Annotated in this window: 13 protein-coding genes and 1 pseudogene; 2 read left to right on the forward strand and 12 right to left on the reverse strand. The window is 36.2% G+C overall.

Features of this window, described 5'->3' with window-relative positions:
- Positions 1 to 53 precede the first annotated feature (53 nt).
- The 4 genes from MHH69_RS18050 to MHH69_RS18065 form a co-directional block, all read right to left on the reverse strand.
- Positions 54 to 1,387 (reverse strand): IS3 family transposase gene (locus MHH69_RS18050; protein ID WP_341361629.1). Its coding sequence is split into 2 segments (ribosomal slippage): positions 54 to 1,000 and positions 1,000 to 1,387, totalling 1,335 coding nucleotides; the frame shifts between segments, so codons are not numbered across the junction.
- Positions 1,388 to 1,508: 121 nt separating this feature from the next.
- Positions 1,509 to 2,012 (reverse strand): acyl-CoA thioesterase, encoded by a 504-nt coding sequence (locus tag MHH69_RS18055; RefSeq protein WP_122973441.1) that lies wholly within the window; start codon positions 2,010 to 2,012, stop codon positions 1,509 to 1,511.
- Between the two features lie 93 nt (positions 2,013 to 2,105).
- On the reverse strand, positions 2,106 to 3,533 hold the full coding sequence (locus MHH69_RS18060; RefSeq protein WP_122973440.1) for an aldehyde dehydrogenase family protein: 1,428 nt from the start codon (positions 3,531 to 3,533) through the stop codon (positions 2,106 to 2,108).
- A gap of 75 nt (positions 3,534 to 3,608) precedes the next feature.
- Positions 3,609 to 4,577, reverse strand: a complete 969-nt coding sequence (locus MHH69_RS18065) for a DUF4003 family protein (RefSeq protein ID WP_341362873.1) — start codon at positions 4,575 to 4,577, stop codon at positions 3,609 to 3,611.
- 184 nt (positions 4,578 to 4,761) lie between these two features.
- On the opposite strand from MHH69_RS18065, the pseudogene MHH69_RS18070 reads away from it, so the two are divergent.
- A pseudogene (locus MHH69_RS18070) lies at positions 4,762 to 5,972 on the forward strand (IS3 family transposase).
- Between the two features lie 66 nt (positions 5,973 to 6,038).
- Here MHH69_RS18070 and MHH69_RS18075 read toward each other — a convergent pair.
- Together MHH69_RS18075 and adh are read right to left on the reverse strand one after the other, a co-directional pair.
- Entirely contained in the window at positions 6,039 to 6,392 is a 354-nt protein-coding gene (locus tag MHH69_RS18075; protein ID WP_122973438.1) for a DUF779 domain-containing protein, read from the reverse strand.
- 28 nt (positions 6,393 to 6,420) lie between these two features.
- Positions 6,421 to 7,941: an aldehyde dehydrogenase gene (gene adh / locus MHH69_RS18080; protein WP_341362996.1), complete on the reverse strand. Its 1,521-nt coding sequence runs from the start codon at positions 7,939 to 7,941 to the stop codon at positions 6,421 to 6,423.
- A gap of 342 nt (positions 7,942 to 8,283) precedes the next feature.
- Between adh and rluF the strand changes: the two genes are divergently transcribed.
- Entirely contained in the window at positions 8,284 to 8,988 is a 705-nt protein-coding gene (gene rluF / locus MHH69_RS18085) for a 23S rRNA pseudouridine(2604) synthase RluF (RefSeq protein ID WP_122973437.1), read from the forward strand.
- 104 nt (positions 8,989 to 9,092) lie between these two features.
- Here the strand turns inward: rluF and tnpA are convergent, their stop codons facing one another.
- The 6 genes from tnpA to MHH69_RS18115 all read right to left on the reverse strand — a co-directional run bounded on the left by tnpA (position 9,093) and on the right by MHH69_RS18115 (position 14,425).
- Positions 9,093 to 9,548, reverse strand: a complete 456-nt coding sequence (gene tnpA, locus MHH69_RS18090; protein WP_341362949.1) for an IS200/IS605 family transposase — start codon at positions 9,546 to 9,548, stop codon at positions 9,093 to 9,095.
- Positions 9,549 to 9,754: 206 nt separating this feature from the next.
- Positions 9,755 to 10,462 (reverse strand): ABC transporter ATP-binding protein, encoded by a 708-nt coding sequence (locus MHH69_RS18095; RefSeq protein ID WP_122973436.1) that lies wholly within the window; start codon positions 10,460 to 10,462, stop codon positions 9,755 to 9,757.
- Positions 10,462 to 11,241 (reverse strand): ABC transporter ATP-binding protein, encoded by a 780-nt coding sequence (locus tag MHH69_RS18100; RefSeq protein WP_122973435.1) that lies wholly within the window; start codon positions 11,239 to 11,241, stop codon positions 10,462 to 10,464. The genes MHH69_RS18095 and MHH69_RS18100 overlap by 1 nt, the downstream gene beginning before the upstream one ends.
- A complete protein-coding gene (locus MHH69_RS18105) occupies positions 11,238 to 12,176 on the reverse strand; it encodes a branched-chain amino acid ABC transporter permease (RefSeq protein ID WP_122973434.1) in 939 nt (312 codons plus the stop codon). The genes MHH69_RS18100 and MHH69_RS18105 overlap by 4 nt, the downstream gene beginning before the upstream one ends.
- Before the next feature lie 11 nt (positions 12,177 to 12,187).
- A complete protein-coding gene (locus MHH69_RS18110) occupies positions 12,188 to 13,063 on the reverse strand; it encodes a branched-chain amino acid ABC transporter permease (protein ID WP_122973433.1) in 876 nt (291 codons plus the stop codon).
- 153 nt (positions 13,064 to 13,216) lie between these two features.
- A complete protein-coding gene (locus MHH69_RS18115) occupies positions 13,217 to 14,425 on the reverse strand; it encodes an ABC transporter substrate-binding protein (protein ID WP_341362874.1) in 1,209 nt (402 codons plus the stop codon).
- Positions 14,426 to 14,663 lie beyond the last annotated feature (238 nt).

Consider the following 14,663-nt stretch of genomic DNA (forward strand, 5'->3'; position numbering starts at 1 on the left):
GACCTTCTCTATTAAAGTGTACCCTTTGTAAAGGACATTTTTAAAAAAGGCTTTTAAGCAACTTGAAGAAGATGGTGACTGTATTGTGCAGGCGTCATCTTTTTTAAGTTCCATTGACCTCGGTAATGATTGTAATAAGTCATATAACTCTTAATCTCTCTTTTTACTTCTTCTAATGTTTCACACGATTTAAAGTCTGTTTCATCTTTAAAATGACCAAAAAACGATTCTTGTGGGGCATTATCCCAACAGTTTCCACGACGTGACATAGATTGCTCTAGTCCCATTTTCTTTACCATCTTTTGAAATTGGGGGCTGGTATAGTGGAACCCTTGATCAGAGTGAATGAATGCGCCATCGGCCAATTTTATCCCATTCTTTTTCAACATCTTTAATGTATTTAATGCAATATCTAGTGTAATTTTATCCGATGTCTCATATGCTAAAATTTCATTGGTTTCGGCATCTTTTATAGCGGATAAGTAGGCACGTTTTCCTTTTCCATAACTCAAATATGTAATGTCTGTTAATAATACTTTTCTAGCGATTCCTTGCTTAAATTTACGGTTTAATAGATTTGGTAAAGTTCTATGTTCTTTCGTTGCTTTGGCCATTCTTCGATATGGATTTGCTTTTCGAATGGGGCAGATGATTTGAAACTTTTTCATGATACGACGAATTCGCTTTAGGTTATATGTAATTTGATACTGATTTTCTAACGTCATTTTAATTTGACGTGCACCTTTCTTACGACCACGGAAATTGAACGCTTTTAAAATGATTTCTTTGACTGTCTCATCTGCCTGATCACTAGCTTGTCTACTAAGTTGTGCTTCTTCTGAAAAATAACGATAGTAGCCCGATCGAGAGACTCCAACTAATTTACAAAGGTAGCTTACCATTCTTTTTAAGCGGTGTTTTTCTATCACATACTGGATCAACTGAAATTTTTGTTCCGCTGTTAATTTCTCTTTTTCTTTATCAACAACCTTTCTGCTAAATCGATCTTTTTTAGTAGTTCATTTTCTGCACGTAATAATGCATTTTGCGCCTCTAACCTTGCGTACTTTTCTTCTATACTTAATTCTCGCTCAAGTGGACGTCCTGAAGAGTGTTTACGTGTATCCACAAGCCCAGCTACACCATTCTTTTGATAAGCAGCACGCCATCGCTCTAAAGCAGACTTTGCACGTTTTTTACCTACGATATCAATATCAAATCCTGCATCTTCAAAAATTTGAAGTGGAAATTTCCCTTCCTCATATTCTTTAATGGCTCTTGCTTTAAATTCATCTGTATATGTTATTGCTTTTTCACTCACTGCTTTTACATAAGGATGTTTCTTGAGTAATTTCTGTTCTTGATCTGTAAATAACTTTTTCGACATGTTCTTCCGCTCCATCAACCATTTATTTTATTTCATTATAAATAAAAGTACCCTATAAGAGAGACCTTTTTTCAAGTGTCTTTCTTATAGGGTACATTTTATATAAGAAGGTCCTGTTTTTTTATTCATTTTCTAAAAGCAGTCGACGCTTTTGTGTACTTTCCTTTTTTGCTTGACGTAATTGCCTGCGAGTATGTCCTGTTTCAAACAGTTGCTTCTCCCTTTCCGTTTCTGGGTAAACACTAGGTACCGGGATAGGTTTCCCTTCCTTATTAACGGCGACCATGGTCACAAAGGATTCAGTCGTTAATTTTTCTACCCCTGTTTTAATATTTCGTGACATTACTCGAACGTAAACTTCCATTGAAGATCGTCCTGTGGAAGTTACCATTGCTTCTAGTTCTAGAATATCACCTGCATAAGCCGGAGAGATAAAATCAACGGAATCAAAGGATGCTGTCACCACTTCAGATCGTGCATGTTTCATAGAGGTAATGGCTGCTATTTCATCGATATAAGCTAATACTCTTCCACCAAAAATAGATTGATGATGATTCGTATCAGGTGGTAAAACTAAGTGTGTTTGAAAAGAACGAGAATGACTCATCGGCACTGCATTGCTCATGATAAACCCTCCATAGTTACTACTCTCTTGATGTTAATATTTGATAACCTAATTTCATTTTACCCTAAAAAAACGAAAGTCGAGAACTATTATTTAAATGGTTGTTTTAATTGTGATGAATTTCAATTCGGTCATTTCATCAATCGCAAATTTAACCCCTTCTCTACCGTAGCCACTACTTTTTACACCACCATAAGGCATATTATCAACTCGGAAAGTTGGAATATCATTGATTACAACTGTACCAGCTTCTATTTCATCAGCAGCTTTCATCGCATCCGTTAAAACATTCGTATAGATTCCAGCATTTAAACCAAAATCGGATTCATTCACTAATGCAATCGCCTCATCTAATGTTTGATAAGGTACAATGGAAACGATTGGTGCAAAGGTTTCTTGACAAACAATTTTCATATCCGGTTGAACATTCGTCATAACTGTCGGCGTTAATGTTCGCTGTGTAAATTCTCCGCCTGTCGCAACAACAGCTCCTGCAGCTTTCGCCTCTTCAATCCATTGTTTGATACGTTCTACTTCGTTAGGATTAATCATTGCACTCACATCTGTTGATGGATCTAGAGGATCTCCTAATTTCAACTTCTTCGTTTCTTCAACAAAAGCAGTCGTAAATTGTTCATATATCGATTCGTGTACATATACTCGTTGTAACGAAATACAAACTTGCCCTGAAAATCCAAAGGCCCCACCGACACATCGAGAAACTACCTTTTCAATTGGCGTACTAGGTTCAACAATAAGTGCTGAATTTGAACCTAGTTCTAATGTCACCTTACGCAATCCGACTTTTTCTTTTATTTTAAGTCCAACAGCACTACTACCAGTAAACGTCACTTTTTTCACAAGGGGATGTGTTACTAATGTATCACTTAACTCTCCCCCTGACCCTGTAACAATTTGTAATGCCCCATCTGGTAAACCAGCTTCTTTAAAGATCTCTGCCATAACTAATGCACTTAAAGGTGTTTGAGTAGCTGGCTTCAACACTACTGTATTCCCTACGGCAAAGGCAGGTCCTAATTTGTGAGAAACTAAGTTGAAAGGGAAATTAAAGGGTGTAATCGCCGAAACGACACCAATTGGAACCCGTTTCGTATAGCCGATTCGATCCTTTGTTCCTGGTGCAGCATCAAGGGGAACCGTTTCACCCATTGATTGTTTTGCTGCTTCTGCTGAAAATTGATACGTTGAAATCGTACGATCAATTTCAATTAATGCCGTCGTTAAAGGCTTTCCAGCTTCAGAAGCTAGAATTTTTGCAAGTTCCTCTTTACGACCGCGCATAATGTCTACCACTTTATATAAAATTTCTGCCCTCTCATAAGCAGTCGTCTTTTTAAAAGATTGAAAGGCTTTATGAGCACCTTCAATTGCTCGTTCTACATCCTCTACAGAAGCTTTCGCCACTTCTGCAATAGTTTCCCCTGAATAAGGAGCTGTTAACGCGTAAACATCGTTAGCATCTGTCCAAACACCATTTATCCATAATTTTGTTTTTTCCATAGATACCACTCTCCTCATCGTTATAACCCCATTGTAACACTGTTCGGTAATATCCACTTCTTCTAAAGTTTGTAGTTAATTTAAAAAATCCACTACATCTGATAAGCCAGGCGGCAAAAATCCAACCAAATCTACAAGAATGTCTGCGATATCTAACAGTCCAGTAAGATCCGATAAAGGCGTCATTTCAATTAATTCTTGTATTTCAAGGACATCTTGAATCACCTTTTTTATAGCGATAATAAGGGCGTATGATTTATTACTTTTCAACTCTTTTATCTCTATAAATTGATGATGTAATGAGACAATCGCATCTACTTTCGACTCATTTGTAGCAGCTAGAGCTAATACACCTAAATATGGATAATGAATCCTTTTCACTTTAATATCCCGTTTTAATAATTCTTCCCGTAATTGTACGACATATTGCAATAAGACTTCATTATAGTCGGAACTATAGACAGTCAAAATTTGGGCTAACCCTTGAAGAGAATTCCCCATCGTAAAATGATTTTCTCTTAATTCGTTATAGTATTTTACAATGGTGTCTGCTTGCGTTTTCGGTTGTTCGTTCATATCTGAAGATAAATACACTACAAATGGAACATCTTCATTAGACGTTAAAATCCGTTGTTGACGATTTAATTCATCAAACAATTGTTTTGCCCTAATGGCATGTTCCCTATCATCTTCCTGTAAAAAAAGAGCAGCTAAAGCGCGGTGGGGGGTATTTTTAAATTTAACTTCTTTTAACAATTGATCTTTCTTTATGAATGATTGAATTGTTTCATCCATATTGTTTTGTTGTGAAAATTGAATGGCCAATTTATACTTCATTTTCAAATCAAGGCGTACCGAGGAGGATTTTGTTTTTTCCTCGATTTCGTCAATTATTTTTTGTAAGATTACCCCACTAAATTCTTTTTTTGAAAATGTATATGTACTTGCAAGAAACATCGTCAGTTGTGGGTCCTGACCCCCTGTATAATTAAAAACCCGATGATAGTTATCTATAAATGCTTTTATAAATTGTTCGTCACTCATTTTTAATCACTCCTTACCTTTTATACGAGATGAGATGAAAATTCGTTTCAAAAATGAAAAGACCTCTTGCTAAATTCTTTGATATGCTCCCCTTCGGGTAGACAGATAACAAATAAAATCTGTTTACCTAGGGAGAGTCTTTTTTATGGCTAGAATTAAACATTCCAGAGAATAAAAATTAGCTATATTAACTCAACTTGAAAATGGAATTTATTCAGTAAATGAAATCGCATCTATGTTTAATGTTAATCAGGAGACGATAAGGATTTGGAGAGATAAATACGAAGCTTTAGGAGCAGAAGGTCTAGAAAATGCTAAAAGCTGGAAACCATATTCGAAAGTGTTAAAGGAAGCAGCTATTCAGGATTATCTATCATTATTCATTGAGAGAAGTGACAAGAAAGTATGAGATATCTAGTAAATCTGTTTTGAGACAATGGATTAAAAAGTATAATGGTCATAGAGCAATGAAAGATACGGGGAAAGGAACATCCAGCCCATTTTAAAAAAGTTAGAGGAAGTCGAAAGGAGGCGACGTTAAGTCAAATTCAATCAATGGACAAGTATAGACTATTCAAGAATTACATACTAAAGAGAAATTTTCTGTTTCGCTCCTCTGTAAAATTGCAGGAATTGCACGTTCAGCTTATTATAATGGCTAAATCGAACACCTACTGCTAGAGAACGTGAAAATGAAAAAATCATCAAAGAAATGAAAGCTCTTTACAAGCAAGTTGAAGGGATTTATGGTTACCGCCGTATGAAGCTAAATTTGAACCGTAGGTTTAACAAGCATTATAATCACAAACGAATCTATCGCTTAATGAAGGTAGCTGGATTACAATCCGTTATTCGTAGAAAACGGAAACGTTATATTCGTTCGACTCCCCAACATGTTGCAGAGAATTTATTAAATCGTGAATTTACTTCAAATAAACCTAATCAAAAATGGGTGACTGATGTAACAGAGTTGAAATACGGTTGTACAAAGAAAGCCTATTTAAGTGCTATTTTAGACCATTATGATGGTTCAATTATTAGTTACGTATTAGGACATTCAAACAATAATGATTTGGTATTTACGACGTTAGATCAGGCAATCGCTACCTTACATAATGAACATTCGTTAATTCATAGTGATCGAGGGTATCAATATATATCACATGGATTTAAGAGAAGAATTGATGAGGCGAAGATGACACATAGTATATCACGCGTAGGGAGATGTATTGATAATGGACCAATGGAGTCATTTTGGGGAACATTAAAGTGCGAGAAGTATTATTTATATAAATTTGATGCGTTTGACGAATTAAGTAATTTTATAATCACAAAAGATACCAAGAACGATTAAACGGCTTAAGCCCTATGGAGTATAGGACCCAAGCCACTTAATTCTATTTTTATTATTTCCACTGTCTACTTGACAGGGGGCAGTTCATTTAGCAAAAGGTCTATCCTTTATTTTAATTGGGCTAATTCCTCAGCATTAAATGCCCTAGATTTAGTTAAGAACCGTTTTCCTTCGACTCCTTCTAATGAAAACATACCACCGCGACCGTCCACAACATCAATAATGAGTTGTGTATGCTTCCAATAATCGAATTGATTTTTATGCATGTAAAACTTCACTCCACCAATTTCACCGAGCAACACATCGGCATTTCCAATGATTAAATCCCCTTCAGGGTAACACATTGGGGAAGAACCATCACAGCAACCACCCGATTGATGGAACATTATCGGTCCATGTTTCGCTTTTAACTTTTCAATTAATTCAAGGGCAGCATCTGTAGCGATTACACGTTCAACCACATGAAATCCCCTTTCAAAGTTAAATGGTTTAGAAGAAGCCAAGCTTATTCGGGCTATAGCTAACAAGCAAGTTTTTCGTTTGTTGATAGTGCTCCAACATCATTAAGTGATTTTCTCGACCTACACCAGACATTTTATAACCACCGAATGCTGCGTGAGCAGGATAATCATGGTAGCAGTTCGTCCATACACGACCAGCCTCTATTGAGCGACCAATACGGTAAGCTGTGTTAATGTCACGAGTCCAAACTCCTGCTCCTAAACCGTAAAGTGTGTCATTAGCGATTTCCAACGCCTCTTCCTTCGTTTTGAAAGTTGTAACAGCTACTACTGGTCCAAAAATTTCTTCTTGGAAAATACGCATGCTGTTATCTCCTTTAAATACAGTAGGTTTTACGTAATAACCATCCGTAAAGTCTTCCCCTAGTTGATTACGTTCTCCACCAATTAATACTTCTGCTCCTTCTTGTTTACCGATATCGATATACGATAAAATTTTCTCCATTTGTTCAGAAGAGGCTTGAGCACCCATCATTGTATTTGGATCTAACGGGTTACCCGTTTTAATTGCTTCTACACGTTTTAATGCTCGTTCCATAAACTTCTCATAAATGGATTCTTGAATTAATGCGCGGGAAGGACAAGTACATACTTCGCCTTGGTTTAACGCAAATAATACAAATCCTTCAATCGCTTTATCTAAAAACTCATCATCTGCTTCCATCACATCTTCAAAGAAAATATTTGGTGATTTACCACCTAATTCAAGGGTAACGGGAATAATATTTTGGGATGCATATTGCATAATTAAACGACCAGTTGTCGTTTCACCAGTAAAGGCAATTTTCCCGATTCGTGGGTTAGATGCTAAAGGTTTTCCAGCCTCTAAACCAAAGCCATTAACAATATTTAATACACCAGGTGGTAATAAATCTTCTATTAATTCCATTAATACCATGATGGATGCAGGAGTTTGCTCAGCTGGCTTTAATACGACACAGTTTCCTGCTGCTAACGCTGGTGCAAGTTTCCAGCAAGCCATTAAAAGTGGGAAGTTCCAAGGGATAATTTGACCTACTACTCCAATAGGTTCATGGAAATGGTAAGCTACTGTATCGTCATTAATTTGACTAATGCCACCTTCTTGCGCTCGAATTGCCCCCGCAAAGTAACGGAAATGGTCAATTGCTAACGGCAAATCTGCATTTAATGTTTCTCGTACAGCTTTACCATTTTCCCAAGTTTCAGCGACAGCTAACATTTCTAAATTTTCTTCCATACGGTCAGCAATTTTATTTAAAATTTTTGCGCGTTCTGCAACGGATGTTTTCCCCCATACTTCCTTCGCTGCATGAGCTGCATCAAGAGCAAGTTCGATATCTTCTTCTGTTGAACGTGCTACTTGTGTAAATACTTTTCCCGTAACAGGCGTTATATTTTCAAAGTATTGACCTTTGACTGGTGGCGTCCATTCTCCTCCGATAAAGTTATCATACTTGTCTTTGAAATTTACAATTGCTCCTTCTGTGTTTGGAAATGCATAAGCCAATGTTAGTACGCTCATTTTTAATTTCTCCCCTTCATTATGATATCTTTAAAGCCAATACCCTTTCGTGCTGACTTCCCCCATTTATCAAAAGGTATTACTAATTTATATGACGGTTATTCTAAAAATAGAACTAGAAAAATAGATTTTTTTATAAAATAAATAGAATAATTTTAAATCGACGAATTTTATTTAATAAGTACGTTGCTAATTGTATGATAGAGAAGTTTATTAACATGGAAACGGGCAAAAATAGATATGGATAAGAGTTGAAAAGTAGTATTCGTTTTATTCAAAAAAGCGTTGTTATTGTATACTTAAGTTATTACATTTATAGGAGACTTTATGAGAATAAATAAATTTTTAAGCGAAACAGGCGTTGTTTCTCGTCGTGGTGCAGATAAATGGATTGAAGAAGGTAGAATTACGATTAACGGTGAACTGGCTACAATAGGTAGTCAAGTTCAGGACGGGGATGTCGTTTGCGTTGATGGCAAACCTGTCAAAAAAGAAGAAGAATTAGTATATATTGCATTAAATAAACCCGTTGGCATTACTAGTACAACAGAAAAACATGTGAAAGGTAATGTCGTTGACTTCGTTGGACATTCAAAACGCATTTTCCATATTGGTCGACTAGATAAGGAATCGGAAGGGTTACTACTGCTAACCAATGATGGTGATATCGTAAACGAAATTTTACGTGCCGAAAATCATCACGAAAAAGAATATGTTGTACAAGTGGACCAACCAATTACAACATCCTTTTTAAAACAAATGGCATCAGGTGTTGAGATTTTAGATACAAAAACATTACCTTGTAAAGTTGAAAAAGTATCATCCCATGTATTTAAAATTATTTTGGAGCAAGGTTTAAATCGTCAAATTCGTCGAATGTGTTCAGCCCTTGGTTATTCCGTAAAACGATTACAGCGAATTCGAATTATGAATATCCATCTTGGCAATTTAAAGGTTGGCCAGTGGAGAGACTTAACAGAAAAAGAAAAGGTAGAGCTATTTCAACTATTAAACTACACACCTAAAAAATAAATATCCGCCTGTAAAACAGGCGGTTTTAGTAACGCCCTATAAGGGCTCCTTACTAACTGCCCCTAAAGGGGCTTTTTTAATTGACCGTCAACCGTATTTGTTCTTTAATCTCGTTTAAATGGGTCTATATATTCTCTACTCGTCATTTGATCACGTAATCGATCTTCAGCTTCTTGTTCCCTAATGTATTTTGCTACCGCTTTTTCGTTAAGACCTACTGTAGTGACATAATATCCTTTTGCCCAAAACGTTCGATTTCCGTGTTTATATTTTAAATTTGCATGTCTATCGTGAATCATTAAAGAACTCTTTCCTTTTAAATAGCCTACGAATTGTGATACGGATAATTTTGGAGGAATTTTAACCAGCATATGTATATGATCTGGCATTGCATGTCCTTCTATGAGTTCTACGTCTTTCATTTCACATAGACGTCTTAAAATCGCTCCGATGTCTTTTCTTAATTCACCGTAGATTACTTTCCTTCTGTATTTTGGTATAAAAACTATGTGATACTTACAATTCCATCTTGTGTGTGATAAACTATTGTCGCTCGACATTGAGCAAAACTCCTCTCGATTTGAATTTGGTTTGACGGCCATTTTCATTATATCGAGAGGAGTTTTTAATTCCATCTCCATTACCACTCTAAAAGTATATTTTCACACGTGCAGAGCACGTGGTTTTAAAAGAATTAATAAAAACAAAAGGCAGAAATGTTTTACTTTCAACATTTCTGCCTTTTCCATTAATCAAATACCGTCGGTTATAATGCTCCGAGATAAGCAGCTTTAACTTGTTCACTTTCTTGAAGCTCTTTCGCTGTCCCCGATAAAACGATTTTACCTGTTTCAATCACATATGCACGATCAGCAATTGATAATGCCATATTCGCATTTTGTTCTACTAATAATACTGTTGTTCCTTGCTGATTAACCATTTGAATAATTTCAAAAATTTGTTTCACAATTAAAGGTGCTAGCCCCATGGATGGCTCATCTAGTAATAACAATTTCGGTTTTGCCATTAGAGCTCGACCCATCGCTAACATTTGCTGTTCCCCACCAGACAACGTCCCTGATTGTTGTTTACGGCGTTCTCCTAATATAGGAAATAGTTCATAAACATTGGCTATATCCTTTTTAATGCTATCACGATCTTTGCGTAAATAAGCACCTAATTCAAGATTTTCCTCTACCGTCATATTCGAAAAGACTCTTCGTCCTTCTGGAACATGAGAAATGCCACTTTTTACGATGGATTGTGCTTGTTTCCCATTAATTTGTTGAGAAAGATAAGAAATTGTCCCACTTTTTGGTTTTAATAGACCTGATAATGTTTTTAATAATGTTGATTTACCAGCACCATTTGCACCAATCAACGTTACAATTTCACTCTCTTTTACTTCAATGGAGACATCTTTTAATGCATGAATATTTCCATAAAATACATCAATGTTGTTTACTTTAAGCATTATTCAATGACCTCCTCTCCCAAATAGGCTTCAATTACCTTTGGATTGTTACGAATTTCTTCCGGTGTTCCATCCGCGATTAATTGACCGTGATCTAATACGTAAATACGCTCACAAATTCCCATTACTAAATGCATATCATGTTCGATTAACAAAATTGTCAAATCAAATTCTTTTCGGATAAAAGCAATCAGCTCCATTAAATCGTGAGTTTCTTGAGGATTCATCCCCGCAGCTGGTTCATCTAATAACAGGAGTTGAGGTTTTGCTGCAAGGGCCCGGGCAATTTCCAGTCTCCGTTGCATCCCATAAGGTAAATTCTTTGCTAATTCATCCTTATAAACATCTAATCCAAATATTTTTAAAAATTCAATCGATTCTTTATCCATCTTTTCTTCCCCTTTAAAATGACTAGGTAATCGAAAGATAGATGAGAGAATGGAATGCTTCGCTAAATTGTGGTTTGCCACTTTCACGTTATCTAAAACCGTTAAATCTTTAAATAAACGAATATTTTGGAATGTACGGCTAATACCTAATTTTGTTACTTGATAAGGTTTTAGCCCCTTCAAATTTTTCCCGTCAAAGGTAATGACCCCTTCCGTCGGCTGATACACTCCCGTTAACATATTAAAAGTTGTCGTTTTCCCAGCTCCATTAGGGCCAATTAAACCGACTAACTCTCCCGTATTCAAATGCATATTTACATTGTGTACTGCTTTAAGGCCACCGAACTGAATTCCTACATTATCTACTTGTAAAAGAAGGTTACTCGTCATACTTTAGAACCTCCCTTTTTACCAAATTTAAATAAGTGGGTAATTTCCTTTGTACCCATTAATCCCGTAGGACGATATAACATCACTAAAATTAAAACTAAAGAATAAATAATCATACGCGTTTCAGGGAAGTTCGATAAATAAGCCGAAACAATCGTTAAAAAGATTGCTGCGATAACAGACCCCGAAAGACTTCCTAAACCACCTAATACAACGTAAATTAAAATATCAAAGGACTTTAAGAAATTAAATGTTGTCGGTTGAATAATAAAGAAGTTATGGGAATAAATCGCACCAGCAAGCCCAGCGAATATAGCACCGATTGTAAAAGCAACAACTTTATAGTAGGTTGTGTTTATTCCCATAGCATCAGCTGCAATTTCATCTTCTCGAATAGAAATAGCTCCTCGACCATGTCTTGAATTTGTAAAATTCGAAATAACTAATATTGTAAGAACTACACCAACGAAGGCGTATGTCCACGTTGTCATATTCGTCACGACCATACCTGCCGCTCCGCCTACGTAATCAATATTTAGGAAGACAATTCGAATAATCTCAGCAAAACCAAGGGTTGCGATTGCCAAATAGTCTCCTTTAAGTCGTAGCGTTGGAATTCCTACTAGTAACCCGGCTAATCCTGCTGCTACCGCACCAATAATTAATGCTACGGTGAATGGTAACCCTAAGTTCATTGTCGCAATGGCACTGAAGTAAGCTCCCACTGCCATAAAACCAGCATGTCCGATGGAGAATTGCCCTGTAATTCCTATTACAATATGCAAACTAACAGCTAGCATAATATTTATACACATTTGTATTAATATATTTTGATAATATAAATCTAACGATCCACCTGAAATCATAACTTGTACAATTGTATAGATTACTAGCGCAAAAATAATATAAACCCAAAAGGCTTTTGATTTTTTCATATACCAGTCACCTACACTTTCTCTCGGGTATTTTTTCCGAATAGACCCGATGGTTTTAAAATGAGTATTAAAATTAAAATGATGAAAGCTGCTGCATCGCGCCATAACGAAAAACCGAAAGCACTAACAACCGTTTCAACTACACCTAAAACTAAACCGCCAACCATTGCACCAGGAATATTTCCGATACCACCAAGTACCGCTGCGATAAAGGCCTTTAATCCTGGTAAAACCCCCATTAATGGTTCGATTCTCGTGTAATAAGCCCCGAAAATAACCCCTGCTGCACCAGCTAGAGCCGATCCAATGGCAAAGGTTGCTGATATCGTATTATCAACGTTAATTCCCATTAATCGTGCAGCATCAGCATCCAAAGATACAGCTCGCATCGCTTTTCCGATTTTGGTTTTATGTACAATAAATTGCAATAAAATCATTAAAATGATCGTAACAACTAAAATTAAAATAGATTTAGAGCTAATACTTACTCCAAAAATGTCAATTGATGTATTCGGCAATACTTCAGGATACGCTTCCGGTGATGCTCCTCGGAAGAAAATCATTGTATATTCAATTAAAAAGGACACACCGATTGCAGTAATAAGGGCTGCAATTCGTGTTGCACTTCGTAATCGTTTATACGCTACTCGTTCAATAATGACACCAATAATTGCACAAAGTACCATCGAAATGATAAGTGCTGGAAGGAACCCTACGTCCCATCTTGTAATGGCGAAAAAGCCGATAAAAGCCCCTAACATGAACACATCACCATGAGCAAAGTTAATGAGCTTTATGATACCGTATACCATCGTATATCCTAATGCGATTAGTGCATAGATACTACCAACTGATATACCATTCACTAACTGTTGAATCCATTCCATGAGATCTCACTCCTTTTTCCATTTTAAGTAAGGCTTTTATTCGTTCGTAAAAACGAAAAGCGAATTTATAAAATGGCCATTTAATTAAATTTCTTTAGTGATAAAAAGGGAGGCCAGTTCGCCCCCCTTTGTTTTATCGTTATAAACGCAATATTACGGATTAACTTTAGAGTTGAACTTTTGTTCACCGTCTACATATTCTAGAACTGTTGCGGATTTAACTGGGTTGTGTTTTTCGTCAACTGAGAATGTACCTGTAATTAAACTTAAATCTTTTGTTTCAGCTAAAGCTTTTTGAATTGCTTCGCCATCTGTTGAATCTGCACGTTCGATCGCATCTTTAATGAAGTAAACTGTGTCATAACCAAGGGCATGGAATGCGTTTGGCGATTCATTATTTTTCCCTTCAAATGCTTTTACGAATCCTTGAATTGTTTCATCTGGATCTTGGGATGAATAGTGGTTTGTAATGAATGTGTTGTTTAGAGCTTCGCTACCAGCGAGTTCTACTAGAGTTGGGGAATCCCATCCGTCAGCACCCATAAGTGGTGCTTCGATACCTAACTCACGAGCTTGTTTTACGATTAACCCTACTTCTTCATAATATCCAGGGATAAAGATGAAATCTGGGTTGGCAGATTTTATACGAGTTAAAGTAGAATTAAAGTCTGTATCATCGGCTACATAAGCTTCTTCTGCTACAACAGTTCCACCGTTCGCTTCAATTTGCTCTTTAAATGATGCAGCTAGACCTTTTGCATAGTCAGATGCGTTGTCCGCATAAATTGCCACATTTTTAGCACCTAATTCTTGCGTTGCGAAATTCGCTGCAACGATTCCTTGGAATGGGTCAATAAAGCATGTACGGAATACGAATTCGTTAATCGAACCATCTTCATTTTCTGTTACGTTTGGCGCAGTACCAGATGCAGTAACCGTTGGAATTTTATATTTATTGGCAATTTGAGTTGTTGCAATTACGTTACCAGAAGTTGCTGGAGCGATCATTGCGACCACTTTTTCTTGTGTTGCCAATTTAACTGCAGCGTTCGTCGCTTCAGCGTTATCAGATTTGTTATCTACTTTTACTAGCTCTATTTTCTTTCCATCAATACCACCAGCTTCATTGATTTCCTCTACAGCTAGTTCAGCACCTTGTCCAATTGATGAGCCATAAGAAGCGACTGAACCTGAAAGTTCTAAGTTGGCACCGATTTTAATTACATCACTATTTTCTTCCGATGAATTTCCAGTTGATGAAGTCCCTTGCTCATTAGAGCTACAAGCTGCTAGCGCCCCAACGATTAAAGATGAAGCTAGAAATACCGATGCAAATCTCTTTAACTTTCTCTTTTCTGCCATTTATTTCTCCCCCTAAATTGTTTCATAGTCTATTTTTTTACTAATTATAATATTCAGAATTCTTAACATCAATAGTTAATCAAAATATTCTGAATAATATAGCTGTTTCACTAGTCTTCTTCGATATATTTGACTTTCTGATTGTAAAACATTCTTTTTATTTAGTCTAGTGTGATTTTTTAGTAAATTTTGATTTTTATGATTTTATTTGTATAATAGATATAAATTTATACTTTAT

The organism is Ureibacillus sp. FSL E2-3493, assembly GCF_038077515.1.
Lineage (GTDB): Bacteria > Bacillota > Bacilli > Bacillales_A > Planococcaceae > Ureibacillus > Ureibacillus halotolerans.

Coding starts and splice junctions, on each gene's coding strand:
- MHH69_RS18055 (WP_122973441.1), bottom strand. CDS start 2,012: ATGAGCAATGCAGTGCCGATGAGTCATTCTCGTTCTTTTCAAACACAC.
- MHH69_RS18060 (WP_122973440.1), bottom strand. CDS start 3,533: ATGGAAAAAACAAAATTATGGATAAATGGTGTTTGGACAGATGCTAAC.
- MHH69_RS18065 (WP_341362873.1), bottom strand. CDS start 4,577: ATGAGTGACGAACAATTTATAAAAGCATTTATAGATAACTATCATCGG.
- rluF (WP_122973437.1), top strand. CDS start 8,284: ATGAGAATAAATAAATTTTTAAGCGAAACAGGCGTTGTTTCTCGTCGT.
- tnpA (WP_341362949.1), bottom strand. CDS start 9,548: ATGTCGAGCGACAATAGTTTATCACACACAAGATGGAATTGTAAGTAT.
- MHH69_RS18095 (WP_122973436.1), bottom strand. CDS start 10,462: ATGCTTAAAGTAAACAACATTGATGTATTTTATGGAAATATTCATGCA.
- MHH69_RS18100 (WP_122973435.1), bottom strand. CDS start 11,241: ATGACGAGTAACCTTCTTTTACAAGTAGATAATGTAGGAATTCAGTTC.
- MHH69_RS18105 (WP_122973434.1), bottom strand. CDS start 12,176: ATGAAAAAATCAAAAGCCTTTTGGGTTTATATTATTTTTGCGCTAGTA.
- MHH69_RS18110 (WP_122973433.1), bottom strand. CDS start 13,063: ATGGAATGGATTCAACAGTTAGTGAATGGTATATCAGTTGGTAGTATC.
- MHH69_RS18115 (WP_341362874.1), bottom strand. CDS start 14,425: ATGGCAGAAAAGAGAAAGTTAAAGAGATTTGCATCGGTATTTCTAGCT.